This window comes from Paraburkholderia sp. RAU2J (assembly GCF_003634845.1).
Lineage (GTDB): Bacteria > Pseudomonadota > Gammaproteobacteria > Burkholderiales > Burkholderiaceae > Paraburkholderia > Paraburkholderia fynbosensis.
The window spans coordinates 1,263,949-1,278,897 of sequence record NZ_RBXG01000002.1; the positions used below are offsets into that span (position 1 = coordinate 1,263,949).

At 63.5% G+C, this 14,949-nt stretch carries 14 protein-coding genes; 4 read left to right on the forward strand and 10 right to left on the reverse strand.

The annotated features are described in order from the left end of the window. Nucleotide 1: 1 nt before the first annotated feature. The 4 genes from hpaD to B0G69_RS23165 form a co-directional block, all read right to left on the reverse strand. Nucleotides 2–865 (reverse strand): 3,4-dihydroxyphenylacetate 2,3-dioxygenase, encoded by an 864-nt coding sequence (gene hpaD, locus B0G69_RS23150; protein WP_121321364.1) that lies wholly within the window; start codon nucleotides 863–865, stop codon nucleotides 2–4. A gap of 126 nt (nucleotides 866–991) precedes the next feature. Beyond that, a complete protein-coding gene (gene hpaE, locus B0G69_RS23155) occupies nucleotides 992–2,449 on the reverse strand; it encodes a 5-carboxymethyl-2-hydroxymuconate semialdehyde dehydrogenase (protein ID WP_121321366.1) in 1,458 nt (485 codons plus the stop codon). Between the two features lie 21 nt (nucleotides 2,450–2,470). Further along, on the reverse strand, nucleotides 2,471–3,229 hold the full coding sequence (locus B0G69_RS23160) for a fumarylacetoacetate hydrolase family protein (protein ID WP_121321367.1): 759 nt from the start codon (nucleotides 3,227–3,229) through the stop codon (nucleotides 2,471–2,473). After that, nucleotides 3,226–3,999 (reverse strand): fumarylacetoacetate hydrolase family protein, encoded by a 774-nt coding sequence (locus tag B0G69_RS23165; protein WP_121321369.1) that lies wholly within the window; start codon nucleotides 3,997–3,999, stop codon nucleotides 3,226–3,228. Before B0G69_RS23165 ends, B0G69_RS23160 begins: the two co-directional genes overlap by 4 nt. Nucleotides 4,000–4,183: 184 nt before the next feature. On the opposite strand from B0G69_RS23165, the gene hpaR reads away from it, so the two are divergent. Then, on the forward strand, nucleotides 4,184–4,591 hold the full coding sequence (gene hpaR, locus B0G69_RS23170) for a homoprotocatechuate degradation operon regulator HpaR (RefSeq protein ID WP_121323838.1): 408 nt from the start codon (nucleotides 4,184–4,186) through the stop codon (nucleotides 4,589–4,591). 33 nt (nucleotides 4,592–4,624) lie between these two features. Here the strand turns inward: hpaR and B0G69_RS23175 are convergent, their stop codons facing one another. From B0G69_RS23175 to B0G69_RS23185, 3 genes are all read right to left on the reverse strand, one after another. Then, entirely contained in the window at nucleotides 4,625–5,761 is a 1,137-nt protein-coding gene (locus B0G69_RS23175) for a DSD1 family PLP-dependent enzyme (protein WP_121321371.1), read from the reverse strand. Between the two features lie 29 nt (nucleotides 5,762–5,790). Then, the gene (locus tag B0G69_RS23180) at nucleotides 5,791–6,432 is read right to left on the reverse strand and encodes an HAD-IA family hydrolase (RefSeq protein WP_121321373.1); all 642 of its coding nucleotides are present in this window, start codon (nucleotides 6,430–6,432) and stop codon (nucleotides 5,791–5,793) included. 115 nt (nucleotides 6,433–6,547) lie between these two features. Further along, nucleotides 6,548–7,453, reverse strand: coding sequence for a LysR family transcriptional regulator (locus tag B0G69_RS23185; RefSeq protein ID WP_121321375.1), 906 nt, complete (start codon nucleotides 7,451–7,453; stop codon nucleotides 6,548–6,550). Nucleotides 7,454–7,680: 227 nt separating this feature from the next. Between B0G69_RS23185 and B0G69_RS23190 the strand changes: the two genes are divergently transcribed. Continuing rightward, nucleotides 7,681–8,799, forward strand: coding sequence for a hypothetical protein (locus tag B0G69_RS23190; RefSeq protein ID WP_241991443.1), 1,119 nt, complete (start codon nucleotides 7,681–7,683; stop codon nucleotides 8,797–8,799). A 73-nt stretch (nucleotides 8,800–8,872) separates the two neighbouring features. Here B0G69_RS23190 and aroQ read toward each other — a convergent pair whose 3' ends face one another. From aroQ to B0G69_RS23205, 3 genes are read right to left on the reverse strand one after another with little or no spacing between them, the layout of a single operon-like run. Further along, nucleotides 8,873–9,310, reverse strand: coding sequence for a type II 3-dehydroquinate dehydratase (aroQ, locus tag B0G69_RS23195; protein ID WP_121321379.1), 438 nt, complete (start codon nucleotides 9,308–9,310; stop codon nucleotides 8,873–8,875). Nucleotides 9,311–9,364: 54 nt separating this feature from the next. After that, nucleotides 9,365–10,432, reverse strand: coding sequence for a Gfo/Idh/MocA family oxidoreductase (locus B0G69_RS23200; protein ID WP_121321381.1), 1,068 nt, complete (start codon nucleotides 10,430–10,432; stop codon nucleotides 9,365–9,367). 46 nt (nucleotides 10,433–10,478) lie between these two features. After that, nucleotides 10,479–11,885: an MFS transporter gene (locus tag B0G69_RS23205; protein ID WP_121321382.1), complete on the reverse strand. Its 1,407-nt coding sequence runs from the start codon at nucleotides 11,883–11,885 to the stop codon at nucleotides 10,479–10,481. Nucleotides 11,886–12,136: 251 nt separating this feature from the next. Between B0G69_RS23205 and B0G69_RS23210 the strand changes: the two genes are divergently transcribed. Further along, nucleotides 12,137–13,093 (forward strand): LysR family transcriptional regulator, encoded by a 957-nt coding sequence (locus tag B0G69_RS23210; protein WP_121321384.1) that lies wholly within the window; start codon nucleotides 12,137–12,139, stop codon nucleotides 13,091–13,093. Nucleotides 13,094–13,373: 280 nt separating this feature from the next. Next, the gene (locus B0G69_RS23215; RefSeq protein ID WP_121321386.1) at nucleotides 13,374–14,897 is read left to right on the forward strand and encodes a CoA-acylating methylmalonate-semialdehyde dehydrogenase; all 1,524 of its coding nucleotides are present in this window, start codon (nucleotides 13,374–13,376) and stop codon (nucleotides 14,895–14,897) included. Nucleotides 14,898–14,949: the final 52 nt, after the last annotated feature.

Consider the following 14,949-nt stretch of genomic DNA (forward strand, 5'->3'; position numbering starts at 1 on the left):
TTCAGGCGGGCAGCGGCGTGACCGGAAAGATCGCGTTGATCTGGCCGGTGCCCGAACTGCCGAAATACGGCGTGACGACCTCCACCTTGCCGTCATACCGGTCCCAACCGAGCGCGCCGAGCAGCATCGCGGTGTCGTGCATGCCGCCTTCGCCCCAGCATTTCTCGTTGTAAAGCGGCAGCATGGCGCAAAAGGTCTTCCAGTCGCCGGCTTCCCACAACTCGACGACGCTGCGGTCCATCCGTTCGAGAAACGGGTTCCACACCTTGTGCATGAATTGCTCGGCCGTACCGTTGTTGGCGAAGTGATGACTGAGCGAGCCGCTCGCGAGGATCGCGACGGTGCCGTCGTAGCGCTCCTCGATCGCCTTGCGTACCGCGAGACCAAAGCGCGCGCTCGTGTCCAGGTCGTGCCACATGCACCAGCCCGCCACCGATACGGCCTTGAAATGCTGATCACTATTCATATAGCGCATCGGAACCAGTGTGCCGTATTCGAGTTCGAGCGTCGTTTCACTGTGCGCGCGGCTCTTCACGCCCATTTCGTTGGCGACTTCGGCGATCAGATGCCCGAGCCCGACATTGCCCGGATACGCGTACGGCATGTTCCTGATGAAATGCGGCAACTCGTTGCTGGTGTACACACCTTCGAATTGCGGTGCGCAATTGATGTGGTACTCACTATTCACGAGCCAGTGCACATCGAACACGACGATCGTATCGACGCCCAGTTCGCGGCAGCGCCGGCCGATTTCATGGTGACCGTCGATCGCAGGCTGACGGCAACCCTTGTGCGGACCGTCGAGTTCAGACAGATATAACGACGGGACGTGAGTCACTTTTGCCGCCAATGCGAGTTTGCCCATTGTGGTCTCCGTGTCGGCTGCAGTTAGCGCGTTAGCGCTGATTGCGACCCCATGCTAGATAGTTGCTGTTCCGTGCGGCGCGAGGCACGTTGCATGCGCGTGTCCATTCTCGTCGCGTGAGCGGTGTCACACACCCCAGCGCGGAATATGATGCGAGCCGAGCGATACGCAGACATTCTTCGGTTCGAGAAACACTTCGTAGCTCCAGGTGCCACCTTCGCGGCCCACGCCCGATGCCTTGGTGCCACCGAACGGCTGGCGCAGATCGCGCACGTTCTGGCTATTGACGAAGCACATGCCCGCTTCGACCGCGGCGGCGACACGATGCGCGCGGCCCGTGTTCTCGGTCCAGATGTAGCTCGAGAGTCCGTATGAGATATCGTTGGCGAGCTTGATCGCGTCGGCTTCGTCATCGAATGGAATCAGGCACGCGACCGGGCCGAAGATTTCTTCCTGCGCAATGCGCATGCGGTTATCGACATCGACGAATACCGTCGGCATGACGAAGTTGCCCTTGCGCATCGCGTCGGGCAGGTCCAGCGTATCGAGGCCGCCGCACGCGAGCGTGGCGCCTTCCTTCGGGCCCAGTTCGATATAGCTGCGTACTTTCGCCAGATGGCCCTGGCTGATCATCGGGCCGACGATGGTGCTGTCCGAGAGCGGATCGCCGACGGTCAAACGCTTCGCGCGCTCGATGAAGCGCTCGGCGAAACGCGCGTAGATCGAGCGCTGCACCAGAATGCGCGAACCCGCCGTGCAGCGTTCGCCGTTGTTCGAGAAGATCATGAACACGGCGGCATCGAGTGCGCGTTCGCAATCGGCGTCGTCGAAAATGACGAACGGCGACTTGCCGCCGAGTTCCATCGAAAACTTCTTCAGCCCCGCGCTTTGCACGATGCGGTTGCCGGTCGCCGTCGATCCCGTGAACGATACCGCGTGCACGTCGGGATGCGCGACCAGCGGCTCGCCGGCTTCCTTGCCGAAGCCGTGCACCACGTTCAGCACCCCGGCGGGGATGCCGGCTTCGAGCGCCAGTTGCCCAAGCATTGACGCGGTGAGCGGCGACAGTTCGCTCATCTTCAGCACGGCCGTGTTGCCGAATGCGAGGCAGGGCGCGACCTTCCACGTGGCGGTCATGAACGGCACGTTCCACGGCGAGATCAGCGCGCAGACGCCGACCGGGTGAAACAACGTATAGTTCAGATGCGTGTCGGTCGGATACGTGTGGCCGTCGACGCGCGTGCACATCTCGGCGAAGTAGCTGAAGTTGTCGGCGGCGCGCGGCACGAGCTGCTTGCGCGTTTGCGAAATGGTCTGGCCGGTGTCCTTCGTTTCGGTCTCCGAGATTGCCGGCACATGCTTCGCGATCAATTCGCCGAGCTTGCGCACGAGCTTCGCGCGTTCCGCGGCGGGCTTGGCGGCCCACGCGGGAAACGCGTCCTTGGCCGCGCGCACGGCGGCATCCACCTCTTGCGCGCCGCCTCGGGCCACTTCGGCGAGCACGTCCTGCGTGGCCGGATTGACCGTTTCGAAATAGTCTTTCGCGGCGCACGCCTGGCCGTTGATCAGATGGTCGATTCGCATGGGTAGTCCTTTTGCTGTCGCTCAGGCGCGGCCGAAGTCCGCGTCCGAGCCAATCGTGTTGACGAGACGGCCCAAGCCGTCGATTTCGCAGACCACTTCGTCGCCCGCCTTCACGTTGACGATGCCTTCCGGCGTGCCGGTGAGAATCACGTCGCCGGGCGCGAGCGTCATGAAGCCGCTCAGGTATTCGATCAACGCCGGGATGCCGGTCACGAGATCGCGCGTGTTGCCGCGTTGTTGGAGCGTGCCGTTGACGAACGTGCGCAATTCCAGCTGCGTGACGTCGCCGATGTCGGCCGCGTCGACGAACCAGGGGCCGAGCACCGTGCCGCCGTCGCGATTCTTCACGCGCAGGTTGGGGCGGTAGTAGTTTTCGAGGTAGTCGCGGATCGCATAGTCGTTGGCGATCATGTAGCCGGACACATGCTGCAGTGCGTTTTCGCGCGTCACGTTCCGCGCGCTCTGGCCGATCACGACCGCCAGCTCGCACTCGTAGTGCATGAACGTGACATCGGCGGGGCGGCGCGTGACGCCGCGATGACCGAGCACCGTGCCCGGCCCCTTGAGAAAGACGAGCGGTTCTTCCTGTTTGTTGAACTGCAATTCCTTCGCATGCTCGGCGTAGTTCAGCCCGAGTGCGAAGATCGTGCCGACTTCGATCGGTGCAAGCCAGACCACTTCATCTTCGCGACGCACGCGACCGTCCGCGAGGCGCACGCCATGGGCGTCGGGATAGGCTTCATGAATCGCGCCTGCATACGCAACACGGCCGCGCATCATCGTTGTTCTCCATCGTGTTCCGGTGCGCCGACAAACGACACCATAAGTGGCGGCATGGCACCGACCGTCAGCGTGGCCGTGTCGCCGATATGCGCGACCGGCGAGCCCTGGCGCACGCCGAGCGTGATGACGTCGCCCGCGCTCAAGGTCATGAAATCGGTGACGTCCGCGAGCAATTGCGCGACCTTACGCACCGACGACGCCGTGCTTGCAGTAAAGGCCGCGGCGCCATTGAGCGAGACCGCGATGGCAAGATCGTCCGGCGTTGCAACATGGCGCGCTGCCACCACGGCCGGTCCGATCACACAGAAGCCGTCGCGCGCGCGAAAACGCACCGAAGGCCGGTACATGCTCGCATGCGGCACACTCAGGTCGGCGATCAGCGTATAGCCGGCGATGTAGTCCGCCGCGCGATTCGCATCGACGCGTGTTGCAGTGCGGCCAATCACGATACCGAGCGACGCGCCGACTTCGACCCCCAGCGCATCGTCCGGCACGACAACTTTCGCGCGATGTCCGGCGAGCGTGTTGCGGGGCTTCAGATAAAGAACCGGCGCTGCCGGCGGCGCTTTATACGGAGCCGCGTGCACCGCGTCGCCTAGCGCATCCAGCGCGGCACGGTCGTTCAGCAGGGTTCCGTACACCGCGCCATGCACCGGCGCGCGGCAGGCGATGCCGCGTGCAAGCAACGCGGCCGCGGTGCAAGCGTCCACGTCGCGAGGCAGTGGCTCGCCTTCGGGATGCAGCAGGTGATCGGCAAGGGCGAACATAAAGGCAGACTCTCGGAAAAAAAACTCAGCGAAAACACTAACATGTTAGTAGTATTGCGCTTGATATGATTCACGGTCAATAGGCTGTCGATTGATCGCGGGTTTTCCCTTAAGCTTCACCGGCTGCCCTTATTCCTTTTCCAACATGTCCGCTGCCACCCGAGTTTTGCACCGCAACCTGCCGATGCTGTTGTTGCGCGCCCGAGAAAAAATGATGGAGCGTTTCCGTCCATTGATTACCGCTCACGGACTGACCGAACAGCAGTGGCGCGTGATTCGCGCGCTCGACGAGCACGGCCCGATGGAGCCGCGCCACATCTCCGATATCTGCACGATTTCGAGCCCGAGCATGGCCGGCGTGCTCGCACGCATGGAGAGCATGGATCTCGTCATCAAGGAGCGCTTTGCGGAGGATCAGCGGCGCGTGCTGGTGTCGCTGACGGACACGAGCGTGGAGCTGGTGCGCGTGATTTCGAAGGATCTCGAAGCGCACTATCGCGAGCTGGAGCGCAAGGTGGGGCCGGAGATCGTCGAGCGCGTGTATCGGGCGGTCGACGATCTGCTGGCGGGGTTGGGCGAAGAGGATGAGTGAGCGGGGCTGCTGAAGGCCTGGGGCCGCGTTTGGCTACCAGCCGTGAAAGCGTCGCCACTCCACGCTGTTGCCGTCCGGCGCGACCGCATGATACTCGGCAAACTGCGCGCCCGTCGCGCACGCATGATTCGGCAGAATGCGCAGCTTCATGCCGATCGGAAAGCGCTCCACGATATCGTCGGTCTGCGTGCCTGCTTCGGTCGACGACAGAATGCCGTGCTCCTGATTCGCGCCGCTCACCACATACCCGGGCAGCAGCGTGCCGTTCAGCAGACACGGCTGGCCGTAGCCGAAATCGTGCGACTGTTTCGACGTGCCGCGATCGCGGCTCATTGCCATCCAGCCTGCGTCGAGAATCGCCCAGCCCTTGTCTGTCTGATGACCGATTACCGTGGCGAGCACGCTGAGCGCGATGTCGTCGAGCGCGCACACGCCGACGTTGTGCATGACCAGATCGAACAGCACATAGACACCGGCCCGCACTTCGGTGACGCCGTCCAGTTGCGCGGCGGCGAGCGCGGTGGGCGTCGAGCCGACGCTGACCGCCGGGCACGCGATGCCGGCCTCGCGCAGCCGTTGCGCCGCGCGCACACAGCCCGCGCGCTCCTGCTCGGCGAGCGCCGCGAGCGCGGCCGGCGTATCGAGCTCGTAGCTCGAACCCGCGTGGGTCATCACGCCGCCCACTTTCACGCCGTTCTCATGCAGAATTCGCCCGACTTCGAGCAATGTGTCTTCTTCGGGCGTGATGCCCGAGCGGTGTCCATCGGTGTCGACTTCGATCCACACCTCGAAGGTTTCGCCATGCTGGTCGCCGAATGCGGCGAGCGCCGACGCGGCGTTCGGGTTGTCCACCACAAGCTTGAGATCGCAGCCCTGGCGGCGCAGCGCGAGCGCTCTCGGCAATTTCGAGGGCGCCATGCTGACCGCGTAGAGAATGTCATGGATGCCGGCGGCAAAGAATGCTTCCGCTTCCTTCAGCGTCGACACCGTGATGCCGCGCGCGCCGGCGGCGATCTGCGCACGCACCACGTCGATGCATTTGGTGGTCTTCACGTGCGGCCTGAACGCGACGCCCAGCGTGTTCATGCATGCCTGCATGCGCGCGATGTTCTTCTGCATGCGCGCGACATCGATCAGCGCGGCAGGGGTTTCGATCTGTTCGAGTTTCATGCTGTCACCGGGATTGAAGTGAGGTGGGTTCACAGGCCGAAACGGCCGAGCCACGGGATGAGCGAGTCGAGCGTGGGCGCTTCGATCTCGGGCGCCTGCGCCCCCGCGACGAGCGGCAGGCCGACGTGGTTGTGCCAGTATGTACGCAAGCCGACGGCGGCGGTGCCGAACATGTCGTAGCTGGAGCCGGCCACGAACGCGGCTTCGTGGGCCTGAGCGCCGAGTTTCGCGAGCGCGAGCCGGTACGGTTGCGGGTCCGGCTTGTAGACACCGGCTTCTTCGGCGGTCACGATTGCGTCCCAGCGGCTCGGGAACAGGTCGGCTGCCTGAGTGCCGAGGCGGGTAGAGCAATTGGTGACGACCGCGAGCTTGCAGTGCGGCTCGAGTGCGCGCAGCGCGTCGAGTGCGCCTTGCCAGGGCGTCAGGTTGAGCCAGTTCGCCTCGAGTGCATGCGCGGCGCCGTCGTGCAGGCCGACTTGCGCGGCGGCTTCGCGCACGAGTTGTTCATATGCGACGTAGCGGCCGCAGCCATAAGTCAGGCGCAAATAGGCGGCTCGCCATGCGCGGCCCGCCTGTTCGGAGCCCGCCGCGTGATTCCATGAAGTCCACGAGTCGAGCAGCGCGGTGAGAAGGTCGAAGAGGACGGCTTTGGGGTAGGCGGCGGGCATCATGATCGAACCGGCGGTGGACGGTGAGTCGATTATAAAGTTTCGTCGGTGGTCGGGCGTTTAGGTTAAATAATTCATAGATTCAGTGAAACTGAATTGTCCACATGGCCTGCGGCAACTATCGCCGCCACGGCGGCAGCGGCCTGAATCGACTCTGCAAGTACTGCATGAAATGACGTGTGCGCGCCGGCAGCCCCGCACGCTGATGGGTGAGCGCGATCACATTCGCGTCCGGCGCTTTCCATCCCGGCAGCAAACGCACGAGCTTTCCTTTGGCGATATCGTCGGCGACGTCCCATTCGGAGCGCAGGATCACACCGCGTCCTTGGCAGGCCCACTCGCGGATCACGTCTCCGTCGTTGCAACTCAGGTGCGCTGACACGCGCACGCTGCGGCGCATACGGCCCTTGCTGAACTGCCACAGCGACACGTCTTCGTTATTCTCGCGCAGCAGGATGCACGGCAGCCTGCACAACTCGTCCGGCGATTGCGGCGCACCCAGCCGCCTGAGCAGCGCGGGCGCTGCGCAGACGAAGCGTGCATTCGGCGCGATCATATGGCCGACCAGATTCGAAAGCGGCAACTCGCCAATGTGCACGACGATGTCGAAACGATCCGGCGTGTCGGTCAAAGGCCGGTCGGAGAGCGTGAGCGCGACATCGATATCCGGATTCTGTTGCTGGAACTCGCCGATCACGGGCGCGAGATGGCGCCGCCCGAATCCCAGCGGTGCATTGATTTTCAGCGTACCGACGAGGCCGCCGCGGCGCATCTGCAAGTCGTCGAACAACGCGTCGAACTGTTCGACGAGTTCGGCGCCGCGTTCGCACAGTAGCGCGCCTTCGTCGGTGAATTGCAGGCGGCGCGCACTGCGGTTCACCAGCTGCGCGCCCAGCTTCTTTTCGAGTTGCTGAAGGCGCTGCGTGACAGCCGACGGCGACAGTCCCAGTTTGCGCGCCGCGGCGATCAGGCTGCCGCTTTCGCGGAGGGTGAGCAGGAACCGGATATCGGCCGAATCGTTCATGTTAGCAATGGAAGAGTGCCCAAGTCTGGCAGCATAATGCGTTTGGCTGCGCCGTTCCATTAGCGTCGACTATGCATGCAGGCGAACGCGGCACGGCGTCGCAAGGTAAAGTGATGTTTCCGTCACGAAGCGGACAGGTCGGCCCGCTAAAGTACGAGGCGCCATGAAGCGCCGAGGGCAGCGTCCACTTTCCATCGAATCGTTGTCGCTTTCAGAAGAGAAGTCCCATGCCGTTGTCACAAGGGCCGTCGAACAGTCCGTCGAACGCCGCTAACGAACCGGTTTCCCGATTGAACGATGCCGTGCAGAAAAGTGCACAGAAACAGGCGGTATTTCTGCACACGGGCTGGCGCAGCGCGGGCACGTGGGTCTGGTCGCGTCTGCGAGAGCTCGACGCGGCAACCGGCTTTTATGAACCGCTCAGCAACGTGCTGGCCGAACTGAGCCTCGCCGAGGTGGCCGCTTCCCGTCCCACGCTGACCTCGGGGCATCCGCCGCTCGCCGCGCCGTACTTCGACGAGTACCGCCCGTTTCTTCTGGACAGCGCGCGCGGCGTGGCCGGCTATCGCAAACGCTTCAGCATCGATCGATTCGCGAGCGCGCCGGATGCGGAGTTCCCTGCTTTACAGGCCTATTTGCGCAATCTGTGCGAACGCACCGTCGGACAGGGCAGCGTGCCGGTCTTCAAGTTTTGCCGCTCGTCGGGCCGGCTGCCCTGGTTGAAGCAGGCCTTTCCAGAAACGATGCACGTGGGCGTGCTGCGCAATCCCGCGTCGCAATTCGCATCGGGATGGCTCCTCAGTCAGCAATGGAGCAATCCGTTTTTCGTCGCCGCGCCGTTTCGTGTACTCGGTCTGAATCAGTCGGACCCGCTGGTCAGGCAGGCGATCGACGTTTGCGGCGCGAGCTTGCCGCCTGTAGGATCGATGCCCGACGACGCCTATGCGATGGCGTGTGAGCAATACGCGCGCACGGCGGAAGGCAATAACGCCTATCGCGCGTTCGTCGCGTTGTGGATTCTCTGCGCGTTGCGAATGGCCGAAGGTGTCGATCTGCTGATCGACATCGACCGGCTCGGCCAGTCGCGCGACTATGCGGCCGGATTGCGCGCAGCGTTCGAGGCGCAGAGCGGGTTGTCGCCCGACTTCGGCAGCGCCCGCGATCTGGTCGAAGAAACGCGGCGCAGCGCGGCGCGTATGGCGGGGATCGACGGGCGCGCGATGCGCACGTTGCATTCCGCCGCGCTGAAGTTCCTGAAAGCGCAGGGCGGCGTCGATGCCGCATTGGTCGACGTGGTGCGCGAGAAGATGGTGCTGGCCAACGAACTGACCGAACAATGGCGCTAACGGCGCAGTAGACACGGCGTGGCGTTGCGTACGTGAAAAGAATCTTCACGCAACACCGGGCACTCGCCGCGATCTAGGCCGCCGCCGACACGGCCGCGCGTAGCCCGAGCAGATAACTGTCGACGCCAAAGCCGCAAATCTGCCCTTTGACGATCTCCGCGAACACCGACTGATGCCGGAACGCTTCGCGCGCGTGAATGTTCGACATGTGGATTTCGACCACCGGCACCACCAGAATGGCGAGCGCGTCGCGAATCCCGTAGCTGTAGTGCGTCCATGCGCCGGCGTTGATGAGCACGCCGTCGACGTTGTCGGTGAACGCCTGGTGAATGCGCTCGCACATGGCGGCTTCGCTGTTGGTCTGGAAGCTTTGCACGTGAACGCCCAGTTCATTGCCCAACGTCTGCAGCTTGCTGTCGATTTCAGCGAGCGTGATGGTGCCGTATTGCGCCGGATCACGCTTGCCGAACATGTTGTGGTTGATGCCATGCAGCATCACGAAAGTTTTCATCTGGGATACTGAAGAATGAGTTTGCCGGCGCGACGCGGCGCGCGCCGCACGGATTCAACGAGCCGACGCGACGGCAGGCGCGGTGTCCACGACCGAGCCCGCGCTCGCGGCTTCGGCGATGGCCTCGGTAATGCGCAGATTCTGCAAGCCATCCCGGGCGCTTACGAGCGGCTCCGTTTCGCGGCGAATCACGCGTTCGAAATGCGCCAGTTGCAGCTTGAGCGGATCGTCGCGCGTCATGGCGGCGACGCTCACCTCGAACGGCTTCCACCACGACCGGTCCTCGGCTTTGCCGTACGTTTTCAGGCGCATGGTCGGCACGGACAACGAACCGAACGTGCCCGCGATCACATAGCAATCTTCGTCCGGATACGACGGGTAGGCCTTGTTTTCCTGCGAAGTCTGTTCCCAGCTGCGTGCGCTTGCCGCAGTGTCCGACAGCATGAAGCTGCCGAGCGCGCCGCTCGCGAAACGCAGATTGATCGCGACGGTGTCTTCGACCGGAAAGCCGCGTGTGGCATGCGATGAAAAAGCCTGCACGGCGACGATGTCGCCGCACAGCATGCGCAGGTTGTGCACCTCGTGAATCATGTTCAGCAGAATCGGGCCGCCGCCCGGCTCGCGCCGCCATTCGGCGTCGGAGAAGTACTGGTCGGGTTTGAAAAACACCGCGCTGCCCATCACCGCGACCAGTTTGCCGAGGCGGCCTTCGTCGATCAGTTGCCGCGCGCGCGCCATGATCGGACTATGCGCGCGGTGATGGCCGATCAGCAATGGCACGCCGCTGCGTTCGACTTCGCCGACCAGCATCCCGGCTTCATCGACGGTCGGCGCGATCGGCTTTTCGAGCAGCGTCGGCACGCCGGCCGCGAGGCAGGCCAACGCATGCTCCACATGCAACTGGTTCGGCGTGGCGAGAATCACACCGTCCGGACGGTCCCGTTGGATCAGTTCGTCGAGCGTGCGGTAGAGCGGCACGCCGGCCTGGGCGGCGATCGGCCCGGCCGCCGGCGAAGGGTCGACGATCGCCGACAGCGTGCACGTGCCGCTCTGTTGTGCGACGGCCATATGCGCGCGGCCGATATAGCCCGCGCCAGCCACGGCGATCCGCGTCCTGTTCATGAATCGGGTCCTCTGCGGTTGCGATCGGATGCCTGAGCGTCGGCGCTCACGCGACGGCTTTTTTTGCGTCGGCCATGGTCTGCGCGCGCAGCGTTTCATAGCTGTGCTTGTCGATCGGCACCGCGTCGGGTTGGCCCAGATCGCTCAGCTTGACGCGGAAGTTCTCGCGCGCACTCCATGCCGTGACCGCCGCGATGACCGTGATGCCGAACGTGATCGCGCCGATGGTGAGCGGGATGTTGTTCGATCCGGGCGGCGCGACGTAGGCGAACAGGGCCGGCAGCAGTGCGGTGATCGTCGTGCCGATGTTCTGGCCGATCGCCATCGCGGACACGCGCGAGCGGGTCGGGAACAGTTCCGGATAGAAGCTCGGGAAGATCGCGTTATAGCCTTGATAGATGATGCCCCACATGAGGACCGACATGACCATGGCGAGCGGCACGTTGCGGATGCTGATCGCGTAGAGATACGCGAACGAGAGCAGGCCCGCGCCGAGCGCCCCGACGATGATCGGCAGGCGCCGCCCGATGCGGTCCGACAGATTGCCCACATACGGAATCACCAGCACCGCGACTATGTTGCCGACCACCGGAATCCACAGATAGACGCCCTTGGAGAAGCCGACACCGTAAGACTGCTGCACCGCATACGCTGCGCCGAAGATCGTGGCGACGACGGGAATCACGTTCATCAGCGAGCAGCCGACCACGCGCAGCATATCGCCCCAGTTGTAGCGGAAGGCTTCGACGATCGGCGACTTCGGCACGTTGCCGCTCGCGTCTTCCTTGGCGAAGGCGGGCGTTTCCTCCACCTCGCGGCGAATGTAGTAGCCGGCGACCAGCACCAGCGCGCTGAGCAGGAACGGAATCCGCCAGCCCCACGAGTTGAACGAACTTTCATCCATGAAGTAGGCGAGCGGCAGGAACACGGCGGCGGCGAGAATCTGGCCCGCCTGCACGCCCTGCAGCGTGAAACTCGCGTAGTAGCCGCGTCGCCCGAATGGCGCGTGTTCGAGAATCATGGAGCTTGCGCCCGAGATTTCACCGGCGACGGCAAAGCCCTGAATCAGCCGGAGAATCACCAGAAGCGTCGGCGCCAGCATGCCGACATGATGGTAGGTGGGCAGGAGGCCGACCGCCATCGTCGAGAAGCCCATCAGGAACATGCACACGAGCAGCACGTTCTTGCGGCCGTGGGTGTCGCCCCAATGCCCGAGCACGACCGCACCGATCGGCCGCGCGACGTAACCGACCCCATAGGTTGCGAGCGAGGCGACGATCGCGATCTTCGGGTTGCCGGATGGAAAGAACAGCTGAGGGAAGATGAGGGCGGCCGCCTGAGCGTAGATGAAGAAATCGTAGTACTCGAGCGCCGAGCCGATCCAGCCGCTGGCGGTTGCTTTGCGAGCCTGCGAGCCATGCCCGTGGGTGCTCGCCGATGCGTTCGTTTCCATATCGTCTCCTGAACAGAAATGTTTTTGTCAGCTTCTATGGCTGACTCATTGGCGCGCCGAAATCAAAACTATGCAAGCCAGGACTTTCCTGGCCGGCTGGCCGGCGGTCCGTTGCCAGTCGTTGCCGCACCGCGGTACAGGGTTAACCAGTGCCTGGGTGTACGGAACATCTCGCCCGGTCTGCCCTGGCTTGCCCGATCAATCCGTTGAGGCTAGGGTAATGTGCTTCTGCACGGACACAATGCGACCAGATGAAAAATCAGAATGCGCTCACAGCCAGCAATGAGTCCTTTCTGCGTGATCTTCAGCTGTTCTGCAACATCGCGCGGCGAGGCAGCTTCGTTGCGGCGTCGACGGAGATGGGCTTGTCGCCCTCGCATGTGAGCAAACGGATCGCGATGCTGGAGGCCAGTCTCGGCGTGAAGCTGTTTCAGCGCACCACGCGGCGCGTCAGCGTGACGAGCGATGGTGAAGCCGCTTTGCAGTGGGCGCAGAAAATACTCGATGACGTGCAGGGTATGGCCGATGCGTTCGCCGATCGTCGTACCGAGTTGAGCGGGCTGCTGCGTATCAGCACGAGTCTGCGGCTCGGCCGCAAACACGTGTCGCCGATTCTCGCGATGCTGCGCGAGCGTCATCCGAATCTGGAGATCTGGCTGGAGTTGCTGGACCGGCGCGCGGATCTGGTTGGCGAGAATTTCGACATCGACGTTCGCGTCGGGGAAGTGCAGGAACCCCATCTGATTGCGCACAAGATGGTGGAGAGCGCGCGGATTCTTTGCGCGTCGCCCGCGTATCTCGAGCGGCGGGGCACACCGGCCGAGCTGGGCGAACTGACGCAACACGACTGCCTGCTGTTTCGCGGGCGCGACGATCGCTTCGGCGTCTGGCGTCTGGCCGGACCGGATGGCGAAAAGAGCGTGAAGGTGACGGGCACGGTCGCGTCGAATCTCAGCGATATCGTCGTGCAATGGGCCAAGGACGGCTACGGCGTGGTGATGGTGTCGATCTGGGATGTGGCCGAGAGTCTGCGCGCCGGCGAACTGGTGCGCGTGCTGCCGGACTACCAGCAGCCCGCCGACGTGTGGGCGGTGACGGCGGAGCGGCTGTCGTCGTCGGCGAAGATTCAGGTGTGCATCGAATTCCTCAGGGAGCAGTTGACGTGCGGGCCGTATGCGCTCGTCACGCGGGGTGTGGGCGGGTTTTGACGCTCTGCGCGTCGCGGGCAGTCCGCGTTTGCGTATCGCTTCGCTGCCGCGCGTGCGGCTCCATGACAGTTGCGGCGCCAAAAACAATACAGTGAGGCGCGGTTCTATCGCGCTGTATCGGGAATATGGTCGGCGCCGTCGATACAGTTGGCGGGTCTTCATAAAGCCAGCGCGGCGGGGCGGCCCGCCGCTTTCATACGCTGTGCGACGCAGCCCGATATTTCTTGCTCACGGCCCGAGGGCGAAGCGCCGTGGCCTATCCCGAACACGAGGTCAGAACATGAATGTAGCGAACAAAGAAGCGCAACTGTCGGTGCGGCAACTGGGTCATTACATCGGCGGTGCGCCGGTCGAGCCGACGAGCGGGCGCTTCAAGGACGTGTTCAATCCCGCGACAGGCAAGGTGAGCGGTTCGGTCGCGCTGGCTTCGGTCGAAGAGGTGGACGCGGCCGTCAAAGCTGCGAAGGGCGCGTTTGCCGCGTGGAGCGAAACGGCGCCGCTCAAGCGCGCCCGCATCCTGTTCAAATTCAAGGAACTGCTGAATCAGCATCACGACGAACTCGCGATGCTGATCACGCGCGAACACGGCAAGGTGTTCACGGACGCGCAAGGCGAAGTGGTGCGCGGCATCGAAGTGGTCGAGTTCGCGTGCGGAATCCCGAACCTGTTGAAGACCGACTTCACCGACCAGATCGGCGGTGGCATCGACAACTGGAATCTGCGCCAGCCGCTCGGCGTGGTGGCGGGCATTACGCCGTTCAATTTCCCGGTGATGGTGCCGATGTGGATGTTCCCGGTCGCGCTCGCATGCGGCAACACGTTCGTGCTGAAGCCGTCGGAGCGCGATCCGTCGGCGTCGCTGCGGATCGCCGAATTGCTGAAGGAAGCGGGGCTGCCGGACGGCGTATTCAATGTGGTGAACGGCGACAAGGTGGCCGTCGATGCATTGATCGAACACCCGAATGTCACGGCGCTGTCGTTCGTGGGCTCCACGCCGATCGCCGAATACATTCACACGGAAGCGTCGAAGCACGGCAAGCGCGTGCAGGCGCTGGGCGGCGCGAAAAATCACCTCGTGGTGATGCCGGACGCCGATCTCGATCAGGCCGTCGATGCGCTGATCGGCGCCGCGTATGGGTCGGCGGGCGAGCGTTGCATGGCGATCTCGGTCGCGGTGGCAGTGGGCAATGTCGCCGACCGGTTGATCGACAAGCTGGTGCCGCGCGTCAAATCGCTCGTCATCAAGAATGGCGAACACCTCGACGCCGAGATGGGACCGTTGGTTACCGCCGAACATAAAGCCAAGGTGGCCGGCTATATCGCCTCGGGCGAGGCGGAAGGCGCGAAGCTGATCGTCGACGGTCGCGCGCATCCGGTGGCGACGGAGGAAGGCTTCTTCATCGGCGGCACGTTGTTCGACCACGTCGGCACGCAGATGAAGATCTACAAGGAAGAGATTTTCGGCCCGGTGCTGGCGGTGGTGCGAGTGCCCGATTTCGCGAGCGCCGTCGAGTTGATCAACGCGCATGAGTTCGGCAACGGCGTGTCGCTCTTCACCTCGGATGGCGGCGTTGCCCGTGCGTTCGGCCGGCAGATTCAGGTGGGCATGGTCGGCATCAACGTGCCGATTCCGGTGCCGATGGCGTGGCACTCGTTCGGCGGCTGGAAGCGTTCGCTATTCGGCGATCACCATGCGTATGGCGAAGAGGGGGTGCGCTTCTATACGCGCTACAAGAGCATCATGCAGCGCTGGCCGGACAGCATTGCGAAGGGCGCGGAATTCACGATGCCGGTCGCAAAGTAAGCTGCCGCGCAGCGCCAGTACGGCGGTAAAGACAAAGCCGCGCCTGATCGAT

What these genes read in the sequence shown, in the direction of transcription:
- hpaD (WP_121321364.1), bottom strand. Translation starts at nt 865, where the DNA reads ATGGGCAAACTCGCATTGGCGGCAAAAGTGACTCACGTCCCGTCGTTA.
- hpaE (WP_121321366.1), bottom strand. Translation starts at nt 2,449, where the DNA reads ATGCGAATCGACCATCTGATCAACGGCCAGGCGTGCGCCGCGAAAGAC.
- B0G69_RS23160 (WP_121321367.1), bottom strand. Translation starts at nt 3,229, where the DNA reads ATGATGCGCGGCCGTGTTGCGTATGCAGGCGCGATTCATGAAGCCTAT.
- B0G69_RS23165 (WP_121321369.1), bottom strand. Translation starts at nt 3,999, where the DNA reads ATGTTCGCCCTTGCCGATCACCTGCTGCATCCCGAAGGCGAGCCACTG.
- hpaR (WP_121323838.1), top strand. Translation starts at nt 4,184, where the DNA reads ATGCTGTTGTTGCGCGCCCGAGAAAAAATGATGGAGCGTTTCCGTCCA.
- B0G69_RS23175 (WP_121321371.1), bottom strand. Translation starts at nt 5,761, where the DNA reads ATGAAACTCGAACAGATCGAAACCCCTGCCGCGCTGATCGATGTCGCG.
- B0G69_RS23180 (WP_121321373.1), bottom strand. Translation starts at nt 6,432, where the DNA reads ATGATGCCCGCCGCCTACCCCAAAGCCGTCCTCTTCGACCTTCTCACC.
- B0G69_RS23185 (WP_121321375.1), bottom strand. Translation starts at nt 7,453, where the DNA reads ATGAACGATTCGGCCGATATCCGGTTCCTGCTCACCCTCCGCGAAAGC.
- B0G69_RS23190 (WP_241991443.1), top strand. Translation starts at nt 7,681, where the DNA reads ATGCCGTTGTCACAAGGGCCGTCGAACAGTCCGTCGAACGCCGCTAAC.
- aroQ (WP_121321379.1), bottom strand. Translation starts at nt 9,310, where the DNA reads ATGAAAACTTTCGTGATGCTGCATGGCATCAACCACAACATGTTCGGC.
- B0G69_RS23200 (WP_121321381.1), bottom strand. Translation starts at nt 10,432, where the DNA reads ATGAACAGGACGCGGATCGCCGTGGCTGGCGCGGGCTATATCGGCCGC.
- B0G69_RS23205 (WP_121321382.1), bottom strand. Translation starts at nt 11,885, where the DNA reads ATGGAAACGAACGCATCGGCGAGCACCCACGGGCATGGCTCGCAGGCT.
- B0G69_RS23210 (WP_121321384.1), top strand. Translation starts at nt 12,137, where the DNA reads ATGAAAAATCAGAATGCGCTCACAGCCAGCAATGAGTCCTTTCTGCGT.
- B0G69_RS23215 (WP_121321386.1), top strand. Translation starts at nt 13,374, where the DNA reads ATGAATGTAGCGAACAAAGAAGCGCAACTGTCGGTGCGGCAACTGGGT.